Origin of the sequence: Paracoccus seriniphilus (assembly GCF_028553745.1) — a bacterium.
In the GTDB taxonomy this organism is placed as follows: domain Bacteria; phylum Pseudomonadota; class Alphaproteobacteria; order Rhodobacterales; family Rhodobacteraceae; genus Paracoccus; species Paracoccus seriniphilus.
Window position 1 is genome coordinate 1,111,020 of sequence record NZ_CP067129.1, and the last position, 25,041, is coordinate 1,136,060.

The 25,041-nt window shown below is 62.9% G+C and carries 26 protein-coding genes; 13 read left to right on the forward strand and 13 right to left on the reverse strand.

What is annotated here, in order from left to right; translation table 11 throughout:
- Positions 1-40: 40 nt before the first annotated feature.
- The gene (gene radA, locus JHW44_RS05480; protein ID WP_089343044.1) at positions 41-1,405 is read right to left on the reverse strand and encodes a DNA repair protein RadA; all 1,365 of its coding nucleotides are present in this window, start codon (positions 1,403-1,405) and stop codon (positions 41-43) included.
- Positions 1,406-1,540: 135 nt separating this feature from the next.
- On the opposite strand from radA, the gene JHW44_RS05485 reads away from it, so the two are divergent.
- The 3 genes from JHW44_RS05485 to JHW44_RS05495 all read left to right on the forward strand — a co-directional run bounded on the left by JHW44_RS05485 (position 1,541) and on the right by JHW44_RS05495 (position 3,972).
- Positions 1,541-2,842 (forward strand): lipoprotein-releasing ABC transporter permease subunit, encoded by a 1,302-nt coding sequence (locus JHW44_RS05485; protein WP_089343043.1) that lies wholly within the window; start codon positions 1,541-1,543, stop codon positions 2,840-2,842.
- Positions 2,835-3,506, forward strand: coding sequence for an ABC transporter ATP-binding protein (locus JHW44_RS05490; RefSeq protein ID WP_089343042.1), 672 nt, complete (start codon positions 2,835-2,837; stop codon positions 3,504-3,506). Before JHW44_RS05485 ends, JHW44_RS05490 begins: the two co-directional genes overlap by 8 nt.
- Positions 3,507-3,579: 73 nt before the next feature.
- Positions 3,580-3,972, forward strand: coding sequence for a c-type cytochrome (locus tag JHW44_RS05495; RefSeq protein ID WP_272850304.1), 393 nt, complete (start codon positions 3,580-3,582; stop codon positions 3,970-3,972).
- A gap of 51 nt (positions 3,973-4,023) precedes the next feature.
- Here JHW44_RS05495 and parE read toward each other — a convergent pair whose 3' ends face one another.
- Entirely contained in the window at positions 4,024-5,985 is a 1,962-nt protein-coding gene (gene parE / locus JHW44_RS05500; RefSeq protein ID WP_089343041.1) for a DNA topoisomerase IV subunit B, read from the reverse strand.
- 253 nt (positions 5,986-6,238) lie between these two features.
- Between parE and ccoG the strand changes: the two genes are divergently transcribed.
- From ccoG to ccoS, 4 genes are read left to right on the forward strand one after another with little or no spacing between them, the layout of a single operon-like run.
- A complete protein-coding gene (ccoG, locus tag JHW44_RS05505) occupies positions 6,239-7,699 on the forward strand; it encodes a cytochrome c oxidase accessory protein CcoG (RefSeq protein ID WP_089343040.1) in 1,461 nt (486 codons plus the stop codon).
- A 3-nt stretch (positions 7,700-7,702) separates the two neighbouring features.
- Positions 7,703-8,167, forward strand: a complete 465-nt coding sequence (locus tag JHW44_RS05510) for a FixH family protein (RefSeq protein WP_089343289.1) — start codon at positions 7,703-7,705, stop codon at positions 8,165-8,167.
- 1 nt (position 8,168) lies between these two features.
- Complete coding sequence (locus JHW44_RS05515; RefSeq protein WP_089343039.1) at positions 8,169-10,373, forward strand: heavy metal translocating P-type ATPase; 2,205 nt, start codon at positions 8,169-8,171, stop codon at positions 10,371-10,373.
- Positions 10,374-10,378: 5 nt separating this feature from the next.
- The gene (gene ccoS / locus JHW44_RS05520) at positions 10,379-10,540 is read left to right on the forward strand and encodes a cbb3-type cytochrome oxidase assembly protein CcoS (protein WP_089343038.1); all 162 of its coding nucleotides are present in this window, start codon (positions 10,379-10,381) and stop codon (positions 10,538-10,540) included.
- A gap of 111 nt (positions 10,541-10,651) precedes the next feature.
- On the opposite strand, the gene JHW44_RS05525 is transcribed toward ccoS, so the two are convergent.
- Complete coding sequence (locus JHW44_RS05525) at positions 10,652-12,307, reverse strand: D-alanyl-D-alanine carboxypeptidase family protein (RefSeq protein WP_143811434.1); 1,656 nt, start codon at positions 12,305-12,307, stop codon at positions 10,652-10,654.
- Between the two features lie 279 nt (positions 12,308-12,586).
- Here JHW44_RS05525 and clpS point away from each other — a divergent pair, with 279 nt between their 5' ends.
- Genes clpS through JHW44_RS05540 form a run of 3 tightly spaced genes read left to right on the forward strand, consistent with a single transcriptional unit; the run spans position 12,587 to position 14,706 of the window.
- Positions 12,587-12,904 carry an ATP-dependent Clp protease adapter ClpS gene (clpS, locus tag JHW44_RS05530; RefSeq protein WP_089343287.1) on the forward strand — a complete coding sequence of 106 codons (318 nt, stop codon included), beginning with the start codon at positions 12,587-12,589 and terminating at the stop codon, positions 12,902-12,904.
- Positions 12,905-12,961: 57 nt separating this feature from the next.
- Positions 12,962-13,903, forward strand: a complete 942-nt coding sequence (locus JHW44_RS05535) for a class I SAM-dependent methyltransferase (RefSeq protein ID WP_179217632.1) — start codon at positions 12,962-12,964, stop codon at positions 13,901-13,903.
- Entirely contained in the window at positions 13,900-14,706 is an 807-nt protein-coding gene (locus JHW44_RS05540) for an SDR family NAD(P)-dependent oxidoreductase (protein WP_089343036.1), read from the forward strand. The genes JHW44_RS05535 and JHW44_RS05540 overlap by 4 nt, the downstream gene beginning before the upstream one ends.
- A gap of 3 nt (positions 14,707-14,709) precedes the next feature.
- Here the strand turns inward: JHW44_RS05540 and JHW44_RS05545 are convergent, their stop codons facing one another.
- Positions 14,710-15,117 (reverse strand): hypothetical protein, encoded by a 408-nt coding sequence (locus JHW44_RS05545; RefSeq protein WP_089343035.1) that lies wholly within the window; start codon positions 15,115-15,117, stop codon positions 14,710-14,712.
- A gap of 75 nt (positions 15,118-15,192) precedes the next feature.
- Between JHW44_RS05545 and hemF the strand changes: the two genes are divergently transcribed.
- Positions 15,193-16,047 carry an oxygen-dependent coproporphyrinogen oxidase gene (gene hemF / locus JHW44_RS05550; protein ID WP_089343034.1) on the forward strand — a complete coding sequence of 285 codons (855 nt, stop codon included), beginning with the start codon at positions 15,193-15,195 and terminating at the stop codon, positions 16,045-16,047.
- Between the two features lie 35 nt (positions 16,048-16,082).
- Here the strand turns inward: hemF and JHW44_RS05555 are convergent, their stop codons facing one another.
- Positions 16,083-16,544: an Lrp/AsnC family transcriptional regulator gene (locus JHW44_RS05555; protein ID WP_089343033.1), complete on the reverse strand. Its 462-nt coding sequence runs from the start codon at positions 16,542-16,544 to the stop codon at positions 16,083-16,085.
- Positions 16,545-16,626: 82 nt separating this feature from the next.
- Between JHW44_RS05555 and JHW44_RS05560 the strand changes: the two genes are divergently transcribed.
- Positions 16,627-17,220 (forward strand): LysE family translocator, encoded by a 594-nt coding sequence (locus tag JHW44_RS05560; protein WP_089343032.1) that lies wholly within the window; start codon positions 16,627-16,629, stop codon positions 17,218-17,220.
- Positions 17,221-17,256: 36 nt separating this feature from the next.
- Here JHW44_RS05560 and hemE read toward each other — a convergent pair whose 3' ends face one another.
- Entirely contained in the window at positions 17,257-18,285 is a 1,029-nt protein-coding gene (hemE, locus tag JHW44_RS05565; RefSeq protein ID WP_089343031.1) for a uroporphyrinogen decarboxylase, read from the reverse strand.
- Positions 18,286-18,369: 84 nt separating this feature from the next.
- Between hemE and hemC the strand changes: the two genes are divergently transcribed.
- A complete protein-coding gene (gene hemC / locus JHW44_RS05570; protein WP_179217631.1) occupies positions 18,370-19,302 on the forward strand; it encodes a hydroxymethylbilane synthase in 933 nt (310 codons plus the stop codon).
- A gap of 63 nt (positions 19,303-19,365) precedes the next feature.
- On the opposite strand, the gene lexA is transcribed toward hemC, so the two are convergent.
- The 7 genes from lexA to JHW44_RS05605 all read right to left on the reverse strand — a co-directional run bounded on the left by lexA (position 19,366) and on the right by JHW44_RS05605 (position 24,944).
- Positions 19,366-20,079 (reverse strand): transcriptional repressor LexA, encoded by a 714-nt coding sequence (gene lexA, locus JHW44_RS05575; protein ID WP_089343285.1) that lies wholly within the window; start codon positions 20,077-20,079, stop codon positions 19,366-19,368.
- A gap of 100 nt (positions 20,080-20,179) precedes the next feature.
- Positions 20,180-21,358 carry a molybdopterin molybdotransferase MoeA gene (locus JHW44_RS05580; RefSeq protein WP_089343030.1) on the reverse strand — a complete coding sequence of 393 codons (1,179 nt, stop codon included), beginning with the start codon at positions 21,356-21,358 and terminating at the stop codon, positions 20,180-20,182.
- A 2-nt stretch (positions 21,359-21,360) separates the two neighbouring features.
- Positions 21,361-21,828 (reverse strand): cyclic pyranopterin monophosphate synthase MoaC, encoded by a 468-nt coding sequence (gene moaC, locus JHW44_RS05585; RefSeq protein WP_089343029.1) that lies wholly within the window; start codon positions 21,826-21,828, stop codon positions 21,361-21,363.
- The gene (trpC, locus tag JHW44_RS05590; RefSeq protein WP_089343028.1) at positions 21,825-22,631 is read right to left on the reverse strand and encodes an indole-3-glycerol phosphate synthase TrpC; all 807 of its coding nucleotides are present in this window, start codon (positions 22,629-22,631) and stop codon (positions 21,825-21,827) included. Before trpC ends, moaC begins: the two co-directional genes overlap by 4 nt.
- Positions 22,632-22,684: 53 nt before the next feature.
- Entirely contained in the window at positions 22,685-23,338 is a 654-nt protein-coding gene (locus JHW44_RS05595; protein ID WP_089343027.1) for a uracil-DNA glycosylase, read from the reverse strand.
- On the reverse strand, positions 23,335-24,357 hold the full coding sequence (gene trpD, locus JHW44_RS05600; protein ID WP_089343026.1) for an anthranilate phosphoribosyltransferase: 1,023 nt from the start codon (positions 24,355-24,357) through the stop codon (positions 23,335-23,337). The genes JHW44_RS05595 and trpD overlap by 4 nt, the downstream gene beginning before the upstream one ends.
- The gene (locus JHW44_RS05605) at positions 24,354-24,944 is read right to left on the reverse strand and encodes an anthranilate synthase component II (RefSeq protein WP_089343025.1); all 591 of its coding nucleotides are present in this window, start codon (positions 24,942-24,944) and stop codon (positions 24,354-24,356) included. Before JHW44_RS05605 ends, trpD begins: the two co-directional genes overlap by 4 nt.
- Positions 24,945-25,041: the final 97 nt, after the last annotated feature.

Sequence of the window (25,041 nt, forward strand, 5' to 3'; positions counted from 1 at the left end):
ATCTGTCCCTGCGCCGGATAATGTTTCGTTTCCAGACGGATCAGCCAGCACCAAAAATCTCGCCGACAAAACCCGTCAGATCTGCAATCTGCCGACGTGCCATACCGCCTGCGCCCTCGATCTTTTGACCGTCGGGCAAAATCGCTTGTGAAAAACCAAGTTTTTGCGCTTCTTTCAACCTGTTTTCCGCCTGTGCGACGGGACGTAGTGCGCCGGAGAGGCTTATTTCCCCGAATAGCACCGCTTCCGCGGGTAAAGCGCTGTCTTCTCTCGCGCTCAGCAGGGCTGCCGCAATGGCCAGATCGGCGGCGGGTTCCTGCACCCGCATGCCGCCTGCCACGTTCAGGAAGACATCCAGTCCGGCAAAGGGGATGCCGCAGCGTGCCTCTAGCACCGCAAGAATGGTCGAGACGCGGCCTGAATCCAGCCCGACGACGGTTCGGCGCGGAGAGGCCAGCGTCGAGGGCGCAACCAGTGCCTGCACCTCGGTCAGGACCGGACGGGTGCCTTCGATCCCGGCAAAGACAGCGCTTCCGGCCGTGGGCTGGCCGCGCTCACTGAGAAACAGCGCAGAGGGGTTGGCGACCTCGGCCAGCCCGCCACCGGTCATTTCGAACACCCCGATTTCATCGGCGGGGCCGAAGCGATTCTTGACGCTGCGCAGGATACGGAACTGGTGGCCGCGTTCGCCTTCGAAATAAAGCACCGTGTCGACCATATGTTCGACCACACGCGGACCGGCGATCTGGCCGTCCTTGGTCACATGGCCGACCAGGATGACAGCCACGCCGCGACGTTTGGCGAAGGTTACCAATTCATGCGCAGCGGCCCTGACCTGGGTCACCGACCCCGGTGCGGCCTCTACGGTGTCGGACCACAGCGTCTGGATCGAATCGATCACGGCCAGATCGGGGCGTTCGCGATCAAGCGTGGTCAGAATGTCGCGCAGATTGGTTTCCGCCCCCAGTCGCACCGGGGCATCGGTCAGCCCCAGTCGCTGTGCGCGCAGTCTGACCTGGGCACTGGCCTCTTCGCCGCTGATGTAGATGGCGCTTTGTCCGCGCCGGGCAAAGGCTGCCGCACCCTGCAGCAACAGGGTGGATTTGCCGATGCCGGGGTCGCCCCCGACCAGCACCGCCGATCCGGGCACCAGGCCTCCGCCGAGAACGCGGTCAAGTTCGGCCATGCCGGACTGCGCGCGCGGGGGCGGGGGCTCTTTGGTGGACAGGCTGGACAGGGCCACGGCCTTGCCTTTCAGCGCGCCCAGCCCTCGGCCCGGTCCCTGCGACAGGGGGGCCTCTTCGATGATGGTGTTCCAGCCGCCACAGGAATCACAGCGCCCGGCCCATTTCTTGTGGGCGGTGCCGCATTCGGTGCAGGTGAAAGCAGTCGTAGGTCTGGCCATGCCCGATCTTGTGGCATTCTGCCGCCGGTATCGCAATATGGGTATTTTTACTGAGGAGAAGCGCTCACGCTATTGTCGGCTTGAACTTCGCGCGGCGCGCGGTCAGGTTCACAGCGGTTTTCGCAAGGTGTTTCCATGTCCAGCCCCGCGCCCTTTTCCAGATATGAGTTCCTGATTGCCTGGCGTTATCTGCGTGCGCGACGCAGCGAGGGCGGGGTCAGCGTGATGACCTGGATCAGCCTGATCGGGATCGCCCTGGGGGTGATGGCGCTGATTGCGACTCTGGCGGTACGCGCCGGGTTCCGGGCGGAATTCGTGGATACGGTTCTGGGGGCGAATGCGCATAGCACCGTCTATATGGTGCCCCAGCGGGTCGAGAATGATCTGACCGATGAGGTCTATGTCGTTCCGGGGCGCTTCCAGGAATATGACCGGATCGCGGCTGATATCGCCGGATTGCCGGGCGTGACGCGGGCCGCGCCGGTTGTGCGCGGGCAGGTCATGGCGACGGCCAATGGCAAGTCGAATGTCGCCGAGGTCTACGGGATCTCGAAGGATGACCTGATGGCGATGCCGAGGATCGTCGATCCGAACAGCTCGCGCGGGGATGTCGCGCAATTCGAGAAGGGTGTCGCGATCGGCAGGGGGATCGCACGGGAACTGTCGCTGGATGTCGGAGACAGGATACGTCTGATTGCCCCCGAGGGCGCACGTACGGCCTTTGGCACGACTCCGCGGGTGAATGCCTATGAGGTCAGCTATATTTTCAGCGCCGGGCGCTATGATATCGACCGCACCCGCATCTATATGCCGCTGGCGCTGGCGCAGGATTATTTCAACCGGGAGGGATCGGCTGACGAGATCGAGGTTTTCGTCGATGATCCCGAAGCCGTGGACGACTGGACATTGCCCTTGTTGCGCACGGCAGGAGAGGGGGCGCAGGTCTGGACCTGGCGGGATGCCTCGGGCAGCTTCCTGGCCGCGCTGGACATGGAGGACGACGTGATGTTCGTGATCCTGTCGGTGCTGGTGCTGATTGCCTCGATGAACATCACCTCGGGGCTGGTCATGCTGGTCAAGAACAAGGGGCGCGACATCGGCATTCTGCGCACGATGGGGCTGACCGAGGGCGCGGTGTTGCGGGTGTTCTTCCTCTGCGGTGCCTTCACGGGGATTATCGGCACGGTCATCGGGGTGCTTCTGGGCATCTTGCTGGCGTTGAATGTCGAGAACATCATGGCGGGACTGAATGCGCTGACCAATGGCGGTGCATGGCAGCCTGAAGTCCGCGGCATCTATCAGTTGCCGGCGGAACTGCGGGCCTGGGATATTTTCCGCGCCGTTGCCCTGTCGCTGACGCTGTCCTTCATTGTCACGATCTTTCCGGCCCGTCGCGCGGCGCGCATGAATCCAGTAGAGGCCCTGCGCTATGAATGATGTTCTGCAATTGCTCGGTGTGTCCAAGACCTATGCCAAGAACGGGCCCGCGCCGGTCAGGGTGCTGGAGGATCTGAACCTTTCGGTCGCGCGCGGTGAGGTGGTGGCGCTTGTGGCACCTTCGGGGGCGGGAAAATCGACCCTGCTGCATATCGCCGGATTGCTGGATACGCCGGATGCGGGCCAGGTGTTGCTGCATGGGCGCGACATGAGTGGTCTGGGTGACCGTGCCAGAACCGAGGCGCGGCGTCAGGAACTGGGGTTCGTCTATCAGTTTCACCATCTCTTGCCGGAATTCAGCGCCGCCGAGAATATCGTTCTGCCGCAACTGGCCAATGGGGTCAGCGACGGCGATGCCCGTGCACGGGCGACCGAGCTGCTTGATCGTGTCGGGCTGGCACATCGCGGGGCGCATCGTCCGGCCGAGATGTCGGGTGGCGAACAGCAGCGCGTGGCCTTTTGCCGGGCTTTGGCCAATCAGCCGGCCTTGCTGCTGGCGGATGAGCCCACCGGGAATCTTGATCCCGAAACCGCCGATCGCGTCTTTGCAGTGCTGATGGATCTGGTCCGTGAAACCGGATTGTCTGCCCTGATCGCGACCCATAATCACGAACTGGCGGGGCGCATGGATCGGGTCATCCATTTGCACGAAACGGTTGCCTGACAAGGCGGCGCAAGGCACAGTTCAGGAAATCAGGCACAAACCGGGGGCAGAAATGAAGGCGATATTGGTAAGCATGGGCAGTTTTGTGGCGGCTGCGGGGCTGATCGTCGCCTGCTCGCCCGAAACCATGTCGGCAACAACGGCGCGCGGCGATTACATGGAGTTCTGCGTGGATTGCCATGGTCCCGAGGGCAAGGGGGATGGCGTTCTGGCCCAGGTGCTGACGCCGAGGCCCGCGGATCTGACGCAGATCTCTGACCGCAATGACGGAAAATTCTCGCAAAGCTATGTCATGAGCCATATCGACGGCTATGACACGCCCCAATCCGGCACCGCCATGCCGCCGTTCGGTGATCTTCTGGAAGGCAAGACTGTGCTGTATGATTCCGGCGATGGCATTGCAACGCCCACGCCGGAACGTCTGGTCGCGCTGATGGAATATATCGCAAGCCTGCAGGACGGCTAGAGGCAGCAAAGCTGCCCCAGGGCAACGCGGGCAGGGGCGAAAAGCCCTTGCCTAGACGTCCAGTTCTTCGACGAATTGCGCGTTTTCCTGAATGTACTGGAAGCGCAATTCGGGTTTCTTGCCCATCAGCCGTTCGACCAGATCGCCGGTTTCACCGCCCTCGTCATCGCTGATATTGACCCGGATCAATTTGCGCGTGGCGGGATTCATCGTGGTGTCCTTGAGATCCTTGGCGTCCATTTCGCCCAGACCCTTGAACCGCTGCAGGTCGATTTTCCCTTTTCCGCCCAAGCCCTTGGTCAGCAGGCGTTCCTTTTCCGCGTCATCGGCAACATAGACCCGGTTGGCCCCCTGCGTCAGGCGGTAGAGTGGCGGGCAGGCCAGATAGAGATGGCCCTTGTCGATCAGCGGGCGCATCTGCGTGAAGAAGAAGGTCATCAGCAGCGAGGCGATATGGGCGCCATCGACATCGGCATCGGTCATGATGATGATCTTGTCATAGCGCAGATCGTCGATGTTGAAGCGTGTGCCCATCCCGACGCCAAGCGCCTGACAGAGATCGTTGATTTCCTGGTTGGCGCTCATTTTCGACGAGGCCGCGCCCAGCACGTTCAGGATCTTGCCGCGCAGGGGCAGCAATGCCTGCGTCTTGCGGTCACGTGCCATCTTGGCGCTGCCACCTGCCGAATCGCCCTCGACGATGAACAGTTCGGTGCCGTCGCGGACCGAGATCGAACAATCGACCAGCTTGCCGGGCAGCCGCAGCCGCTTGGTCGCGGATTTGCGCGCGGTTTCCTTTTCCTGTCGGCGGCGCAGCCGTTCCTCGGCTCGCAGCACAAGGAAGTCCAGGATCGCACCCGCGGATTTGGTGTCGGCGGCCAGCCAGTTGTCGAAATGGTCGCGCACTGCATTTTCGACCAGTCGCTGTGCCTCGGTCGTGGCAAGACGGTCCTTGGTCTGGCCAACGAATTCCGGCTCGCGGATGAAGCAGGAGACCAGCGCGCAGCCACCGGCCTGCAGATCCTCACGCGTGATCTGTGCAGCCTTCTTGTTGTTGACCCTTTCGCCATAGGCGCGAATCCCCTTGAGGATTGCGGCCCAGAAACCGGCCTCATGGGTGCCGCCCTCGGGGGTGGGAACGGTGTTGCAATAGGACTGGATGAAACCGTCCCGCGCCGGCGTCCAGTTGATCGCCCAATCGACCTTGCCAGGTGCATTGAAGCGTTTGAAGTCGACGCTGCCGGCAAAGGGGCGCTCGGCATAGGTCGTGGCCCCTGACAGCGTTTCGGCCAGATAGTCGGCCAGACCGCCGGGAAAATGGAAGGTCGCTTCCGTCGGCGTCTCGCCGTCATCGATTTCGGTTTTCCAGCGGATCTCGACGCCGGAAAACAGATAGGCCTTGGATTTGACCATCTTGATCAGCCGCGCCGGTTTGAAACGGTGATGGCCGAAAATCTGTTCATCGGGATGGAAGGTCACCGTGGTGCCACGGCGATTGGGGGCGGCGCCGATCTTGGCGACCGGGCCTAGCGGGATGCCGCGGGAAAAACTCTGTTCGAACAATTCCTTGTTGCGCGCCACCTGCACGACCATCGTGTCGGACAGCGCATTGACGACCGAGGCCCCCACGCCATGCAGACCGCCCGAGGTCGCATAGGCATCGCCCGAGAACTTGCCCCCCGCATGCAGGGTGCAGAGGATCACCTCCAGCGCGGATTTGCCCGGAAACTTGGGGTGGGGGTCGATCGGGATGCCGCGCCCGTTGTCGCGCACGACAATGCTTTGATCGGCCCGCAGTTCGACCTCGATACGGCTGGCATGGCCGGCCACGGCCTCATCCATCGAGTTGTCCAGGATCTCGGCGACAAGATGGTGCAGGGCGCGCTCATCGGTGCCCCCGATATACATGCCGGGTCTTTTGCGTACAGGCTCCAGCCCCTCGAGAACCTCGATGGATGACGCCGAATAATTGTCGGCATTTGCGTCGGCGGCGGAAAGAAGGTCGTCGGCCATCGGGACTGCTCGTTTCTTGTGTGGTTGCGGGGACTATCTCATGTCGCGGGCGGCAACGGCAAGAGGTTGTGGCTTATCGCGGGTTCTGCCGCAACCCCTTGCCGTTCTCGGGCCGCCTTGCCCCTGCGGCATCGCGTCATCATGAAAATTTCCGCGATTGGATTACGAAGACAGGCGCGATTTGATGCAGGTCAAGGCATATTGCCGATGGACCGGCCTATGAAGTGATGCGCGAAACAGGAGCGACGCTGCCATGTCTACCGATCAGACGAATCCGCCCGGGTTGTACGCCGCACGGGAACCGATCTTTCCCAAACGTGTCAAAGGGCGGTTTCGCAATCTGAAATGGATCGTCATGGCGCTGACGCTGGCGGTCTATTACATCATGCCCTGGATCAGATGGGATCGCGGGCCGAACATGCCCGATCAGGCGGTTCTCGTCGATCTGGCCAACCGGCGGTTCTTTTTCTTCTGGATCGAGATCTGGCCACATGAGTTCTATTTCGTCGCGGGCCTGCTGGTCATGGCGGGGCTGGGGCTGTTCCTGTTCACCTCGGCGCTGGGGCGGGTGTGGTGTGGCTATACCTGCCCGCAAACCGTCTGGACGGATCTGTTCATTCTGGTCGAGCGATGGATCGAGGGCGACCGCAACAACCGGATCCGTCTGCACCGGCAGAATTGGAACGCCCGCAAGGTCCGGCTGCGGCTGGTCAAATGGACGGTCTGGCTGATCATCGCTTTGCTGACCGGCGGGGCGTGGATCTTCTATTTCACCGATGCGCCGACGCTGCTGCGCGACCTGGTGACAGGCCAGGCGCATCCGGTGGCCTATATCACCATGGCCGTTCTGACCGCGACGACATTCCTGTTCGGCGGTTTCGCGCGCGAGCAGATCTGTATCTATGCCTGCCCCTGGCCGCGCATTCAGGCCGCCATGATGGACGAGGATACGCTGACCGTCGCCTATCGCGAGTGGCGCGGTGAACCGCGCGGCAAGAAGGCCCCGGCAAAGCAGGCGGCTGGCTCTGCCGCGTCGGCCCCGGACCTGGGCGGGTCGGGCGATTGTATCGACTGTCTGGCCTGTGTGAATGTCTGTCCCATGGGAATCGACATTCGGGACGGGCAACAGCTTGAATGCATCACCTGCGCGCTGTGCATCGATGCCTGCGATGATATCATGGACAAGATCGGCAAACCGCGCGGGCTGATCGACTATATGGCGCTGAAGGATGAGACGGCTGAACGCGCCGGTGAAAAGCCGCGCCCGGTGCTGAAGCACATTCTGCGTCCCCGGACGATCCTGTATTTCACCCTGTGGTCGGGGATCGGGATCTTGCTGCTGGTTGCGCTGCTGATGCGTTCTTCGGTGGACATGAATGTTTCGCCGGTCCGAAATCCCCTGTATGTCACCATGTCGGACGGTGCGATCCGCAACACCTATGAGCTGCGTTTGCGCAACAAGCAGCATGAGGCCCGCGAATATGCCTTTACGGTGGAAGGTGCCGAAGGGGTGGAAATGAAGATTGAAGGGGCCGAGGGCAACAGCGTGACCGTTCCCGCCGATGAAACACTGTCCGCGCGACTGTATCTGACCGCACCCGCAGGATCGCCGCTGACGCGCAGTGAAAGTGACGAGATCCGGCTGGTCGCCTCGGACCTTCAGGGCGATGCCACGGCAACGGTTGAAACCGTATTCCACGGCAAGGGGGAATAGATGATGCGTCGCGAATTGACCGGTCGCCATGTTCTGATGATCACTGTCGCGGCCTTCGGCGTGATCATCGGCGTCAATGTCGTCATGGCGGTCAAGGCGGTGGGGACATTTCCGGGGCTGGAGGTTGCCAACAGCTATGTCGCCTCGCAAAGCTTCGATCGCGAGCGGGCCGCGCAGGATGCGCTTGGCTGGACGACGACTGCGGATTACGATGGCGAATGGCTGACCTTGACCATCACGGATGCGGACGGCCTGCCGGCACCGGTCGAAAACCTGAAGGTGATCGTCGGGCGCCCCACGCATGTCCGCGCCGATCAGACCCCCGAGTTCGTCTATCGCAATGGCGCGTTCCATGCGCCGCTGTCGCTGTCTCCCGGCGCGTGGAACATCCATGTCACTGGCACGGCTCCGGACGGCACCGAATTTCGCCAGAGGCTGGATCACTATGCCGGCGCAATGGTGAACTGACATGACTCAGGCTGCCCGATTCAGCGCCTGCCCGGCCTGCGATGTCGCGCCCCTTGCGCAGGGCATTGCGCGACGCGAGGCTGAAGGGGTCGGGCAGGGCGAATTGATTCTCTCGCTTCCCACCGCGCATTGTGCCGTTTGCATCACCGATGTCGAACGTGCCTTGATGGCGGTGCCGGGGGTGCGGCGCGCAAGGGTCAATCTGACACTGCGCCGGGTCAGGATCGATGCGCCGGGGCTGGAGGCCAGTGACCTGCTGCCGGTGCTGGAACGGATCGGCTATGAGGCACATGAACTGGACCCCGCCGCGCTGGATACGGGCGCGACCGACAGGATGGGGCGTGACCTGCTGATGCGGATCGGCGTGGCCGGCTTTGCGATGATGAATATCATGATCCTGTCAGTCGCGGTCTGGTCCGGGGCGGATGAGGCCTCGCGTGATCTGTTCCACTGGATATCGGCGGCCATCGCCCTGCCGACGATTGCCTTTGCGGGCCAGCCCTTCTTTGCCAGCGCCTATGGTGCCCTGCGCGCGCGACGGCTGGGGATGGATGTGCCGATTTCCCTGGCGTTGATTCTGGCCACCGCGATCTCGCTCTATGAAACGCGAAACTCGGGTCATCACGCCTATTTCGACGCGGCGGTGATGCTGTGTTTCTTTCTGTTGATCGGGCGCTATCTGGATCACCGGACCCGCGCGATTGCCCGTTCGGCCGCGGCCGAACTCAGCGCGCTGGAGGTGCCGCGGGCGACGCGGTTGTGCGAAGGGGGCGAAGAGGTGGTTCCGGTGGCGCAACTGCGTCCTGGTGATCTGCTGCGGATCCTGCCCGGCACAAGGATTCCTGCGGATGGCGAGATCGCGGAAGGTCAAAGCGAGATAGACCGTGCGTTGCTGACCGGGGAAACCCTGCCTTTTGCCGCAAGCGCCGGCGATATGCTTTCGGCGGGTGAAATCAATCTGACCGGTCCGCTGACCCTGCGTGTGACCGCGGCCGGTGCCGACAGTTCGCTGGCGCAGCTGACGGCCTTGGTCGAGGCGGCGGAATCCGCGCGCGGGCGTTATACGTCTTTGGCCGAGCGTGCCTCGCGCGCCTATGCGCCGGTTGTGCATATCCTTGCGCTGGCCAGCTTTCTGGGCTGGTTCTGGATTACCCGCGACATTCGACATTCGGTGAACATCGCGGCGGCGGTTCTGATCATCACCTGTCCCTGTGCGCTGGGCCTCGCCGTACCCGCCGTGGTCACGGCGGCCTCGGGGCGGTTGTTTCGCAAGGGGCTGTTGATCAAGAATGGCACGGCGCTGGAGAGACTGGCCCAGGTTGATACGGTGGTTTTCGACAAGACCGGCACGCTGACCATGGGGACGCCCCGGCTGGTATCGCCCGAACGGATCCCGGCAGAGCTTGCTCCGGTCGTCCTGGCCCTTGCCGCGGCATCGTCGCATCCGCTGTCACGGGCGCTGGTCGCTGCGCTGGATGAATATCTGCCGGCCGATCTGGCCGAGGTTCACGAATGTCCCGGATATGGCGTATCGGCCCGCTGGAACGGACAGGAGGTCCGTCTGGGTCGTGCTGACTGGCTGAGGGTGAGCGACGATCAGAATGCCCGCCCCGGCATATCGACCTGGCTGTCCGTCGAGGGGCAGGGCGCACCCATCCGGCTGGATTTCACCGATGCCTTGCGCCCCGGCGCCGCCGATTGCGTCGCGCGCCTGCATCGCGACGGGCTGCAGGTGATCCTGCTGTCGGGCGACCGTCTGGCCACGGTGGCCGATCTGGCCGCGAAACTGGATATTCGCGAGTATCGCGCGGCCGTTGATCCCTTGGGCAAGGCGGCGATGATCGACGGGCTTGCCCGGCAGGGCCGTCAAGTGCTGATGGTCGGGGACGGGTTGAATGATACGGCGGCCCTGGCTGGCGCGCATGTGTCGATTTCGCCAGCCACGGCGCTGGATGCCGCCCGTGTTGCCAGCGACATGGTGCTTACGGGCCAGAACCTGTTGCCGGTTGCGGATGCAATCGTCACGGCAAGACAGGCAACGCGGCGCATCAAGGAGAATTTTTCGATCTCCATTCTGTACAATATCGTCGCGGTTCCCATTGCCGTGGCCGGTTTGGCCACGCCCCTGATTGCGGCGCTTGCGATGTCGGCAAGTTCGATCACCGTGACATTGAACGCGCTGCGTCTGCGCCATTCGAAAAGCTGAGTGCCATGGAAATCCTGACGATTCTCATTCCTGTATCTCTGGGCCTCGGCGGGATCGGGCTGGGGGCCTTCATCTGGGCGCTGCGCTCGCATCAGTTCGAAGATCCCAAGGGCGACGCGGAACGTATCCTGAGCGATGAATGGGATGATCATCCCCGACCGGACTAGGTTTCAGGAGTCTCCGGGCCCTTGCGCCATGCATGAACGACCAACTGCCAAATGAAGACGCCGGCCTGACAGGCCGGCGTCTTCAGGATCATACTGCGGTCTCTTTCCGGATCAGGGACCGACGACCGAACAGCTTTGGGAACGGGCGCGCAACCTTTCGCAGGCCAGATAGGCATCGGCCTTGGAAAGATTGACGAATTTGGCCTGAAAGCCGCGATTGGTGTCGGCGATCCGGCGATCCGCCCCATCCAGGACGGTGCCATCCTGCAATGCGGTCTTGAGCAGCAGCTTTTCGGCTTCGATATGCGATCGGTACAGGCCCAGATTGACGCCCCAGTAGCGGCCACTATCCGCAGGCCGAGAGACGATTTCCAGCTCTTCGGGTTCCGAGATGTCGCCTTCGCCCATTGCGGCAAGGATCACCGTTTCAGAGCGGGGCTTCGGTGCCGGAGATGCAAGAAGTGCAAGCGATGGCTGACCTTCGGAAGAGGTCGCGGCGGCCACGGCGCGGGCAATGGCCTCGGCATCCTGATCGCCGATTGCTGCCGTGCTGCCACGCGAACGCGGCGCGCGGAGCGGCCGTGCCGAGGCCTGCAACACCGGTGCAGCCAAACTTGCCGATTGGGTCGCGGTTCTGTCGTCGGGCGCGGTGGCTCCGGCGGCCGCAAGCGCCTTTTCCAGCGCATTGCCACGCACGGCAGGACGCAGTGGCGGGCGGGTGCTGGCGGTCAGGCGCAATGAACTGCCTGACAACTGTGTCTGGGTCGCCTTGCGCACGGCGGCTGCCAGAGGGTCGCTGACCGCGGCGGTCGATGCGGTGTTCCGTGGGACGCGGGCAGGCGGTTCGGAAGACTTGAGCACCAGTTTCTGAGGGGCGGGGCTGGTCGCAGCGGCTTTGGGCGCAACCTTGGCCCGCCGGACGACCTTTTGCGTCAGAAGCTGCGGCTTCCTGGGGCGCACCTCGCGGACGCGGCTCGGCACGCGCTTGAAGCCCTCGTCCAGCAATTGCGCCATGACCTGATTGCGCTGTGCGGTAGAGGTGCCGCCGAACACGGTGGCAATCAGCCGCTTGTTGCCGCGCTGTGCCGAAGCCGTCAAATTGAAGCCGGCAGCACGGGTATAGCCGGTCTTGATGCCATCCGCGCCTTCATATGCATCAAGAAAACGCCGGTTGGTCGATGATACCTTCTTGATGCCCGCATCCGCCGAGCGACGCGAGAACAGGTTGTAATATTGCGGGAAGTCATAGAACAGCCGACGGCCCAGGATCGACATGTCATGGGCCGTGGAATAATGGCCCTCTTGCGTCAGGCCATTGGCATTCATGAAATGGGTGTTGCGCATCCCCAGGGCCTTGGCCATGGCCGTCATCTGCCGGGCGAAGGCCGTTTCGGACCCGGCCAGCCCTTCGCCGATGGCGGTCGCGGCGTCATTGGCCGATTTGATCGCTGCCGCGCGGATCAGGTAGCGTAGCTCGATTTTCTGGCCGGCGCGAAGCCCCAGCTTTGACGGGGGTTCGGCGGCGGCGTTGGAGGAAACCACCACCTTCGAGTCCAGTCTGACCTGACCGCGCTCTATGGCCGTAAATGCCAGATAGAGCGTCATCATCTTGGTCAGGGATGCAGGGTGCAGTTTCGTGTCGGCGTTCTGCTGGTAAACTGGCTTGCCGGTGCGCGCGTCCATCACATATGCGGCGAAGGGCGCTGCGGACAGGCTGGCGGGGGCCAGAACAGTCAACAGGATGAACGCCCACAGACGGGCTGTCATGGTAAATGGGGTCACTGTCGCGGTCTCTCTGCCTCGTGCAGGTGTATCTTTTGTCGCACACCCGTCGTTAACAGGAAGATAATAGCATGGGGGTGGTTCATGGGAAACCGGGCATTTGTTTTATTTCATTGCCTTGCGCTTTCACCTTCGAAAAACCTCCGGGGCTTTCATCCGCGCCAAAATCCACTATATTTCGCGTTCGAGCGTGCCGTTCACTTGCGGTGCGACATTCATTTCGCCGATCATTGAAGGCCAGGCAGCAACGCGATGACGCATTGGATGACTGATAGCGACAAGCCCGATGACCAGTTCGAGCTGGCGGTAAAGCCGCGGGCCAAGCCCAAGCGGCCGCCGATGTACAAGGTGCTGATGCTGAACGATGATTTCACCCCCATGGAATTCGTCGTTCACGTGTTGGAACGCCTGTTCGGCATGTCCCATGCTCAGGCCATCGAGATCATGCTGACCGTTCACCGCAAGGGTGTGGCGGTCGTTGGCGTGTTTTCACATGAGATCGCCGAAACCAAGGTGGCGCAGGTGATGGAACTTGCGCGTCGCCAGCAGCATCCGCTGCAATGCACAATGGAAAAAGAGTAGTCTGTGTCAGAATCACGACTTTCAATCGCCTTTCCGGACGGACATCCGGAGGGCCGCATGCTGGTTGTCGGGGCAAAGGGTGGCGCTGCACTGGCACCGCTGGACCCGTCCTCTTCGATCATTCAGCAAGGCAATTATCCCGATTATCAGGCGCTGGCCGCCAGCGGGTACGAGGTTGTCACCACCGCCGAGGGTGATTTCGAGACCGCGCTGGTCTTTCTGCCCCGCGCCAAGGCCGAGGCGCGGGCGCGAATCGCCGATGCCTCGGCGCGGTTGCGCCCCGGTGCCGCATTGTGGATCGACGGCCAAAAGACTGATGGCGTCGATTCGATCCTGAAGGATCTGCGTAAACGCGCCACGGTCGATCAGGTCTACAGCAAGGGCCATGGCAAGATTTTCCGGGTTCTGCGCCCCGAAGGCGAATGGTTGCCGGCGTATTGGGTGTCGCGCGGCCATGAGGTCGCGCCGGGATTCGTGACGCGCCCCGGCGTCTTTTCAGCGGATGGAATCGATCCCGGTTCGGCGCTTCTGGCCCGTCATCTGCCCGAACGCATGCCGACCCGGATGGTGGATCTGGGCGCTGGCTGGGGGTGGCTGTCGGCGCAGGTTCTGGCGCACCCCGGGGTCGAGGTGATCCATCTGGTCGAAGCCGAACATGCCGCGCTGGAATCCGCCAGGGAGAATGTCCGCGATCCCCGCGCCCGGTTCCATTGGACCGATGCGCGCAGCTTTTCGCTGCCGGAACCTGTCAATGGCGTGATCATGAATCCGCCATTTCATGTCGGCCGCATGGCGGACCCGCGACTGGGGCAGGAATTCATCGCCGCGGCTGCGCGGCTGCTGACCGGGGCCGGCAAGCTGTGGATGGTGGCCAATCGACATCTTCCATATGAAACCGTGCTGGGAGAACATTTCGCCCGCGTCAGCGAGATCGGCGGAGACACGAGGTTCAAGATCATCGAAGCCAGTGGCGCAGGCCGGAAGGGCGGACGGAAATGAGCATGTCTATTCAGGGCAAGACGGCCATTGTCACCGGCGGATGCCGGGGCATCGGGCTGGCCATCGCCCAGCATTTCGTCGATTGCGGCGCGAATGTCATGATTGCCGACCGCGATGAGGCCGCCTTGGAGCAGGCCGTGTCCGATTGCGACGAAGGCAATGGCAAGGTGCGGAAATTCTCGGGCAATATCTGCGAAAAGCTGGCCATGGCGAATCTGCTTTCGGCAACGCTGGACAGTTTTGACCGGATCGACATTCTGGTGAACGCACATCGCTTCGTCGAGGCCTCGGACCCGCTGGACACCGACCCCGGTGTTCTTGAGGAAATGCTGCGCCAGAACATGATATCCGGGCTGCGTTTGTCGCAGATGGTCGCCAAGCGCATGATCAAGCAGGCCGAGGGCCAGACCGATCTGGTGCAGGCCGGTGCCATCGTCAATCTGTCCACGCTGGCTGCGTCACGGCCCGTGCCGCAGATGCTGGGCTATTCGATCGCCTGCGCCGCACAGGAACAGGCAACACGAGGGCTGGCGCTCAGCCTTGCGCCGCATCGCATCCGCGTCAATGGCGTGCGCTTCAGCAGCGTCATGTCTCATGAGCTGAAATGCGCGTTGAAAGAGGATGACAGTCTGCGCTCTCAGATCGTCGCGGGCACGCCGCTGGGGCGCATTGCCTCGGCCGATGACGTGGCCGAGACGGCGCAATACCTGGTCAGCGAAGGGGCGCGTTTTGTCACCGGGCAGATCATCTCGATCGACGGTGGGCGCAGTCTGGCCGATCCGGTGACGGCGCAGGGACTCTAGCGGTCACTCGGGATAGGCGGCCTTGCAGGCCTGCACGCTGGCCTGTGCCTTGGCTGCCAATTCCTTTTGTCGTTCACGCAAGTTGTCGCGCTTGCGCGTTTCTGTCGCCGGGTCGATGGGGATGCGATAGCGCTGGATGTCGACACTTTCGACGTAGCAGGGGCGATAGGCCACCCGAATGCTGCCATCCTTGGCGCGATGCACTCTGCGGCATTGCGTCAACCGGTCGCTTTCGACCGCGCGCTCACCCCAGGCGTAGCCGCGCTCCAGATTGGCTTCGACCTCGTCCAGCAGCTTGCTGACGGCTCGGTATTCGCTTGTATGGCGGCTGATGCAACGTTCCTGTGGGGTGCCGCAGGCGGTAAGAGCCAGTGGCAGGGACAGCAATGCGAGGAAGGTGTTGCGGGGCATGGCGCGTCTCTTTATTCCTGTTTTTCAAGTTTATCGGGCCTGAGCCGCCCTTGGCAAATCACGATTGGGGATCACATGCAGGACCAACGTCAACGCGCGGCAAGCTGGTTTCAGGAGCTGCGCGACCGGATCGTGCTGGCCTTCGAGGATCTGGAGACCCGGCATCCGTCGGACAAGCCGGCCGGGCGCTTCGAGGTGTTGCCGACCCAGCGTGGCGAGGACGGCGGCGGCGGACTGATGTCGGTGATGCGCGAAGGCCGGGTCTTCGAGAAGGTCGGCGTCAACTGGTCCGAGGTGCATGGCACCCTGTCCCCCAAGGCACAGGCAGCCATGGCGGCCCGGGGCGTGCCCGGCATCGAGGCCGACCCGCGCTTCTGGGCGTCGGGGATCAGCCTGGTCGCGCATATGCAGAACCCTCACGCGCCTGCGGTTCACATGAACACCCGCATGTTCTGGACGCCGGGCGCATGGTGGTTCGGCGGTGGTGCCGATCTGAATCCCTGCATCGAATATGACGAGGATACGGCGCATTTTCATGACGTGCTGAAAGCAGCCTGCGCGCGCCATGACGATGATTATTACCCCCGCTTCAAGGCCTGGGCTGACGAGTATTTCTTCATTCCTCATCGCGGTCGCGCGCGCGGCGTCGGCGGCATCTTCTATGATGATCTGAACACCGGAGACTGCGAGGCGGATTTCGCCTTTACCAGATCGGTCGGAGAGGCATTCCTGCCCGCCTTCCTGCCGCTGGCCGAACAGCGCATGACGCATGATTTTGACGAGGCTGACCGGCAGACGCAGCTGGTCCATCGCGGGCTCTATGCGGAATACAATCTGGTCTATGACCGTGGCACGAAATTCGGCCTGGAAACGGGCCATAACCCGGATGCCGTCTTGATGAGCCTGCCGCCATTGGCGAAATGGGTCTGACCCCGGCACCGGGGCTTTATCAGGCCAGACGGGGGTCAGGCGCGTTCATCCTTGGGGCTGCCCATGACGACATGGGTGGTGATCGTCGCGATCCATGGGAATGCGCCCAGCACATCGCTGTGGAACTGCTTGTAGGCTGCCAGATCGGCGACCTCGACCCGCAGCAGATATTCGACCGTGCCGGTGATATTGTGGCATTCGCGCACGGCGGGTGCGGCCTGGCAGGCCCGCTCAAAGGCCAGTTGCGCATCATTCGAATGGCGCGACAGGCCGACAGCGACAAAGGCCACGAAACCCACGCCGCGCGCCTGCGGTGAAATGACGGCGCGATAGCCTGTGATGATGCCGCGACGTTCCAGATCCTGAACCCGGCGCAGGCAGGCCGAGGGCGACAGGCCGACGCGACCGGCCAGCTCGGTATTGGCGATGCGTCCGTCGCGCGCAAGTTCGCGCAATATCTTTTCGGTGATCACGTCATCTGCGCTGAATAATTGCAATATTTTCTTCCCCACGCCGGAATGCGACGGATAATTGCGGTCATTCTAGTCTATTCTTGCGGAAGTTGGAAAGGAATGCGCCATGAATGTCGATCTGCTGCTGGCCTTGACCGGCTTCGCCTTTGTCACATCGGCAACGCCGGGGCCGAACAACATGATGTTGATGGCCTCGGGGGCGAATTTCGGCATTCGCCGGACCGTGCCCCATATGTTGGGCGTGTCATTGGGCTTTGGCCTGATGGTGGTGGTGCTGGGCCTGGGGGTCGACCGGCTGATCGAGCAATCGACAGTTCTGGCCGAACTACTGAAATGGCTCAGCCTTGCCTATATGTTCTGGTTGGCGTGGAAGATCGCGACGTCCCTTCCGCCCGAAATGAGCGAAGATGACGGCAACAGGACACCGCTGAGCTTTGTGCAGGCGGCGGCCTTTCAATGGGTCAACCCCAAGGCATGGGCGATGGCACTGGGGGCGCTGTCAGCCTTTGCCGCGGGACTGGGCGGGGCGCTTGTTGTCGGTGCGGTTTTTGCAGCCGTCAATCTGCCCACGGTATCGGCCTGGGTCGCGCTGGGGCAGGGGCTGCGGCGCGTTCTGTCCACGCCAGGACGTTTCCGGGGCTTCAACCTGGTGATGGCGGCGCTGTTGGTTGTGTCGATGCTGCCGGTCCTGTTCCACTGACGGTTCCCTGCCCGCAGACAGCGGGCAGGGCAGTGTTCAGGCGGTGCGAACTGCCTCGATCATGCGGGCAACATTGTCGGGATCCGCGTCCGGAGTAATGCCGTGGCCGAGATTGAAGATATGCGGGCCGCCACGCAGGGCGCGGGTGATCCGCTGCGCCTCGCTGACAAGCTCTTCTCCGCCGGTGACCATGTGGCGCGGGGCCAGATTGCCCTGAACGCAGCCCGAGACCTGCACCTTGCTGGCCGCCCATTCGGCGCTGACGGAATTGTCCAGCGCAACGCAATCGGCACCGGTGGCATCGGCAAAGCCGATATAGCGCTCGCCGGCCTGACGCGGGAAGGCGATGACCGGAATGCCGGGATGGCGCTCTTTCAGGGCGGCAATGATCCGTCTGGCGGGTTGCAGCGCGAAGTCGTCGAAATCCTCGCCCTTCAGGCTGCCTGCCCAACTGTCGAACAGCTTGACCACTTCGGCGCCGGCCTCGATCTGCGCGGACAGATACAGGATCGTCGCCTCGGTGATGCGGTCGATCAGGGCTGAAAATGCCGCGCGATCCGCGGTCTTGAAGGCATGAGCGGGGCCTTGATCGGGGGTGCCGCGCCCGGCGACCATATAGGTCGCCACGGTCCATGGCGCACCGGCAAAGCCGATCAGCGCGGTCTCTTTCGGTAATTCGCCGGAGAGGATGCGCAAGGTTTCATAGATCGGTGACAGCTTTTCGTGAATGTCCTCGACCGGCTTCAGCGCGCCGACACCCTTGGCATCGGTGATGGTGGACAGGCGCGGTCCTTCACCGGTGACGAACCACAGGTCGGCGCCCAGGGCCTGAGGCACCAGCAGGATGTCTGCAAACAGGATCGCCGCGTCAAAGCCAAAGCGGCGGATCGGCTGCAGCGTCACCTCGGCGGCCAGTTCGGGATTGTAGCACAGCGACAAAAAGTCGCCGGCCTTGGCACGGGTGGCGCGATACTCGGGCAGATATCTGCCGGCCTGGCGCATCATCCAGATTGGCGGTGTGGGCAGGGTTTCTCCTGCCAGGGCGCGCAGCAAAACTTTGGTCATTGGGCCTCCTTGCGCGCCCATCAAGGCGAGCGGACGGGCGTTGTCAAGGCGTCGCGGTGCCGCTATGCGGGGGACATGATACAGATGCCCAATCCCTCCCGTCCCCTCAAGATCGGCACCCGTGGTTCGGTGCTGGCACTGGCTCAGGCCTATGAGACCCGCGCGCGCCTGATGGCTGCGCATGATTTGCCGGTCGAAGCCTTTGAGGTCGTCGCGATCAAGACCACCGGTGATCGCATCACTGATCGTCCGCTGAAAGAGATTGGCGGCAAGGGATTGTTCACGCGTGAAATCGAAGAGGCCCTTGCCGAAGGCCGCATCGATATCGCCGTGCATTCGATGAAGGACATGCCGACCATCCAGCCCGAGGGCATGGTGATTGACTGTCTGCTGCCGCGTGAAGATGTGCGCGACGCCTTTGTCAGCCCGCATGCAGCCTCGATAGACGAGTTGCCGCAAGGGGCGGTGGTCGGCTCGTCCAGCCTGCGCCGTCGCGCGCAGCTGGCGCATTACCGGCCCGACCTGAAGCTGGTCGAGTTTCGTGGCAATGTTCAAACCCGGCTGAAAAAGCTGGAAGACGGAGTGGCGCAGGCCACATTCCTGGCCATGGCTGGCCTGCGGCGGCTGGAGATGCTGCATGTCGCACGCGCTCCGATCAGGCCCGATCAGATGCTGCCCGCCGTGGCCCAGGGGGCCATCGGGATCGAAAGACGCAGTGATGATCTGAACACCGCCGGGCTGCTTGCTCCCATCCATGATGTCGAAACCGGACAGCGGATCACGGCCGAGCGCGCCTTTCTGGCGCGTCTGGACGGATCATGCCAGACGCCCATCGCCGGGCTGGCCGAACTGGCAGAAGGGCGGCTGGTGCTGCGCGGTCAGATACTGAAGCCGGATGGTTCGCAGGCCTTCAGTGCAAGGCGAGAGGGTGAAATCGCCGATGGGGCCGCGATGGGGATTGACCTTGCCGAAGAGCTTTTGTCCCGCGCCGGTCCCGATTTCCTGAGCCACATCTGAAACATGGGGCTGCGCCCGGATTGGTGCACAGCCCCACAGGGGGCTGAGGCCCCCTGGCATGTCTCAATAGCTGCGGATCAGGCCGACAAGCCGTCCCTGAACCTGAACGCTTTCTTCGGGCAGGATACGGGTTTCATAGGCGGGATTGGCGGCCTCCAGCGCAATCATGGCACCGCGCCGGCGATAGCGCTTCAGCGTGGCTTCATTGCCCTCGACCAATGCGACGACGATATCGCCGTTCTCGGCGCTGTCCTGTTCGCGGATGACCACCACATCACCATCGTTGATTCCCGCTTCGATCATCGAATCGCCTTTGACCTCAAGGGCATAATGATGCTGGCTTCCCGACAGCATGGTGCCGGGCACCGCGACGTGATGGGATACTTCCGAAATGGCTTCGATCGGCACGCCGGCGGCGATTCGTCCCATCAATGGCAGTTCGACCGCGGGGCTATCGACCACGCCAAGCGCGCCACGGGGGCGCTGTGGGCGATTGTTCGAGATGACTTGCGGAGAAAATCCGCCGGCAGCCTGATCCGCCGCGGGCTTGGGTGCGCAGAGAGCATCTGGCAGGCGCACGATTTCCAGAGCGCGCGCGCGATGAGGCAGGCGCCGGATGAAGCCCCGTTCTTCCAGCGCGGTAACCAGCCGGTGAATTCCGGACTTCGACCGCAGATCCAAAGCGTCCTTCATTTCATCGAATGAGGGCGGCACGCCGTTTTCCTGCATCCGGAGATGGATGAACTCCAGCAGCTGAATCTGTTTCTTGGTCAGCATCATACCCATCCTTGCCTCGACGTGTTCCGTGAATGTTCTAGTCGATCACTGGAATCTCGTCAACAATCAGAACGGGCCGAGGTAAAAATCAGGTTAATTCTCAGTGAGGCATGGGCAGATATTCAACCACTGTTCCGGCTTCCTGTGGCGGGCAATTCGCGGGACGGATCAGCAGGGCATCGGCCTGCGCCATCAGTGAAAGCCGCGCCGAATCCTGGCTGTCGAAAGGATGGATTTCCGGCAGGTCCCGGCCCTGTGTCAGGCGGGCACGCAGGTAATGCTGACGTGGACCCTCGGTCGGGAGGGCGGTGGCAAGTCGGGCCTTTGCTGGTAACAATGCGCCGTCCAGCCCTTGCATCCGGCGAATCAGCGGCTGCATGAAAATCATTCCGCAAACCATTGCTGAAACGGGATTTCCGGGAAGCCCAAGCATCGGCGTATCGTCGATCTTACCGGCCATCAGCGGTTTGCCCGGGCGCATGGCGATCTTGTAGAAGGATCGCGCCATGCCAAGATCGGCGGCCACTTTCGCGATCAGATCGTGATCTCCGACCGAGGCTCCGCCGATCGTCACGATCAGGTCCGCCTCGGCCGCTGCGGCAAAGCTGGCACGCAGGCTGTCTTCGGTATCGCGAGCAATGGGCAGAACCAGCGGGATACCCCCGGCCTGTTGAACCTGTGCGGCGATGGCAAGGTCGTTGGAACTGATGATCTGGCCGGGCTGCGGATCCTGGCCCGGCGGGACCAGTTCATCACCACCGGCCAGAATGGCGACGCGCGGGCGTTGCGAGACGGTGACGCGGGCCACGTTCATGGCGGCGATCAGCCCGATATCCGCGGCTGTCAGGCAGCGCCCCGCCGGCCATTGGTCGCCTTCGCTGAAGTCATTGCCGCGGGGCCGGATATGGGTGGCATCGGAATGCCGGGTGATCGTCAGCTTGTCACCGTCGCGTTGCACATGTTCCTGCATGACGACACAATCGTAGCCTTGGGGCACCTGCGCGCCGGTGAAGATCCGGATCGCGGTCAGCGGGCATGCCTCGCCCTGCCAGGGATGTCCGGCCGCGCTTTCGCCGATGATGCGCAGGGTCTGATCCCGATCGGCGGCACGCAGGGCATAGCCATCCATGGCGGCGCTGTCGAAAGGAGGCTGGGTCAGCCGCGCGGTGACGGGAACTGCCAAGGCCCGCCCGAAGGCTTCGGCCAGCTCGATCTCTTCGGTCTTCGGAGAGGAGGCAAGTGCCAGGACCTTTGCCAGCGCGTCATCAACCGTGATCATGTTCATGCCTTGTAGTCGCCTGATTTTCCGCCGCTCTTCGACAGCAGCCTGATGTCTTCGATCTGCATCGATTTCTCGGCCGCCTTCAACATGTCATAGATGGTCAGGCAGGCGGTGCTGACAGCGGTCAGGGCCTCCATCTCGACGCCCGTGCGCCCCGTCGTGCGCACCGTTGCCGTGACACGGATGCCGGGCAGATCGGGGTCCGGGGTCAGATCCAGCGAGACCTTGGAAATCGGCAGGGGGTGGCAAAGCGGGATCAGATCGGATGTCCGCTTCGCGCCCATGATGCCGGCAAGGCGCGCGACGCCCATGACATCGCCCTTTCTGGCCCCGCCCTGCGCCAGTTTCAGCGTCTCGGGCAGCATCCGGACATGGCCTTCGGCGACGGCCTCGCGGGTGGTGATGGATTTTTCGGACACATCGACCATATGGGCCTGCCCGCTGGCATCGAAATGGGTCAGACTCATGCGGCACCTGCCGGGCTCGGCACGTCCAGAATGGCGCGGGTGGCCGCGGCGACATCATCCTGACGCATCAGGCTTTCCCCGATCAGGAAACGCCGCGCGCCAATCTGCATCATCGATTGCAGGTCATCGGCGCTGAACAGGCCGCTTTCGCAGACCACCTGCCGGTTGTCGGGGATATTCGGAGCCAACTGCCGGGTCACGTCCAGCGTGACATCGAAGGTCTTCAGATTGCGGTTGTTGATGCCGATCAACGGTGACTTCAGACGCAGGGCGCGATCAAGCTCGGGCTGATCATGCACCTCGATCAGGGCGTCCATGCCCCAATGCAGCGCGGCGTCCTCCAGCTCGGCGGCAAGGGTGTCATCGACCGAGGCCATGATGATCAGGATGCAGTCGGCGCCCCATGCCCGGGCCTCGGCCACCTGATAGGTGTCATAGAGGAAATCCTTGCGCAAAGCCGGCAGGTTGCAGGCCGCACGGGCTGCGGTCAGGAATTCGGGCGCACCCTGAAAGCTGGGTCCATCGGTCAGCACCGACAGGCAGGCGGCGCCGCCCTGTTCATAGGCGCTGGCCAGAGCGGGCGGATTGAAATCCTCACGGATCAATCCTTTCGATGGGCTGGCCTTCTTGATCTCGGCAATCAGGGCGGGTCCGGTGGCCGATTTCGCATCCAGTGCCCTTGCAAATCCGCGCGGAGCAGAGGCAGCGCGCGCCTGCGCTTCGACGTCGGCCAGCGGACGGGCGGCCTTGGCGGCGGCGATTTCGTCCAGTTTGTAGGCCTTGATCTTGTCCAGAATATTCATGCGTTCGGTTCTAACTCTGTATGGCGGGCGAGGGAAGGGCGGGCGCAGGCTGGTCAGGGCACCCAGATGATCGGCGGACGACCCCGGTCCTGCAGCCAGGCATTGATACGGCTGAAGGGCCTGGAGCCGAAGAATCCCCGGCGGGCGGAAAGCGGCGAGGGATGGGCCGTGGCTATGACCAGATCTTCGGCGCGGGGAAGGCCGGATACCGCCTTTTGCGCATGTTTGCCCCACAGCAGGAAGGCCAGCGGGCCGTGTTTCTGCGCCTCGTCAATGGCTTGTCTTGCCAGGCGTTCCCAGCCCCAGCGGGCATGGGCTCCGGCGGCCCCGGGGCGCACCGAGAGCGCGGTATTGGCCAGGAACACGCCCTGCGCGGACCAATGGGACAGGTCGCCATTGGGCGGTGCCTTGCCCAGATCGTCCTGCATTTCGGCAAAGATATTGCGCAGTGAACGTGGCAGGGCAATGTCCGCTGCGACCGAAAATGCCAGACCATTGGCATGGCCGGGGGTCGGATAGGGATCCTGCCCAAGGATGATCACCCGCATGTCCTGCGGCGACAGATTGTCATAGGCGGCAAAGAGGCGGTCGGGACCGGGTAGCCAGTCGGTTTCATCGGCCAGGCGGCGGTCGATCTCGGGCCAATGCGTCTGAAAGAACGGCAGATGCGCCCATGCCGGGGGAACGGGGATCCGACCCGGGGTCATGCCACAGGAGGTCCGGTGACCTCGGCCAGCGCCGTCAGCCGCGCCTTGGCTGCGCCACTGTCGATCGATTCCGCGGCCATGGCGACGCCGTCGCGCAGGTCGCCGACTTTTTCCGCCACCAGCAAGGCCGCTGCCGCATTCAGCAGCACTGCGTCACGATAGGCCCCCTTCGCGCCGTCCAACAGATCGCGGAAGGCTGCGGCATTGTAGCCGGGCTCGCCGCCGATAATGGCTTCGAACGGGTGGCGGGGCAGACCGGCATCTTCGGGCGTGATGGTGAATTCGGTGATTACGCCATCCTTCAGCGCGGCGACCTGCGTTTCACCGGCAATGGTGATTTCATCGGTGCCATCGCTGCCATGCACCAGCCATGCGGCATCGCTGCCCAATTGCTGAAGCACCTCGGCCATCGGTCTGATCCAGTCGGCACTGAAGGCCCCTGTCAGTTGCCGGCGAACCGAGGCCGGATTGGTCAGCGGGCCCAGCAGATTGAAGACCGTGCGCGTGCCCAGTTCGGTCCTTGGCGGTCCGACATGGCGCATGGCGGGGTGGTGCATCGGCGCCATCATGAAACAGATGTCTGCCCGGTCCAGCGCCCGCTGTGCGGTTTCCGGAGGGACCATGACATTGATGCCCATCTTGCTCAACGCATCCGCGGCCCCGGATTTCGAACTGAGGTTGCGGTTGCCATGCTTGGCGACCGGAATTCCGGCACCGGCAACCACGAATGCCGTGGCGGTCGAGATGTTCAGCGTGCCCTTGCCGTCGCCGCCTGTGCCCACGATATCCATCGTGCCCTCGGGGGCGGTCACGCGGTTCATCCGGGCGCGCATGGCGCGCGCGGCGGCGGCGATTTCCTCGACTGTTTCACCGCGCACGCGCAGCGCCATCAGCAGGCCGCCGATCTGGGCAGGTGTCGCGGCACCGTCGAACAGCGCCGAAAAGGCCGATTCGGCTTCGGCTCCGGTCAGGGGCCGCTCGGCTGCAATGCCGATCAGGGGACGGATGTTCGTGCTCATGCGGCGGCCTCGGTGGATGTGCAGCGCGCAAGGAATGTGCGGATCATGTCGTGACCATGTTCAGAGGCAATGGATTCAGGATGGAACTGCACGCCCTCGATGGGCAGTTCCCGGTGGATCAGGCCCATGATCGTGCCATCGTCCGATGTCGCGGTGACGCGCAGGCAGTCTGGCAGGGATTCCGGCTCGACGGTCAGCGAATGATAGCGCGTTGCCTTGAGGGGCGAGGGCAGGCCTGCAAAGACCCCGGTGCCGTCATGGCTGATATCGTCTACCTTGCCATGCAGTATGCGGTTGGCGCGAACCACCTTGCCGCCAAATGCCTCGCCAATGGACTGATGGCCCAGGCAGACACCCAGCAGGGGAATGCGCCGTTCGGCGGCCGCGCGGATCAGGTCAAGGCATATGCCCGCCTGTGCTGGATCGCATGGCCCCGGAGAGATCACGATGCCGTCAGGCTTCATCGCCAGCGCCTCTTCGACGCTGAGCGCATCATTGCGGCGCACGGTGACCTCGGCCCCGGCTTCGCCCAGATAATGCACGAGGTTCCAGGTGAAGCTGTCGTAATTGTCGATCAGAAGGATCATGATGGGTGCCTTGGCTTGCTGGCGGTTTCCCCTTTCAAAAGGGTCCGCTATAGATGGGGCAAAGCGCGCTGGGGGGTCAAGCCCAGCCGAAGGAAGA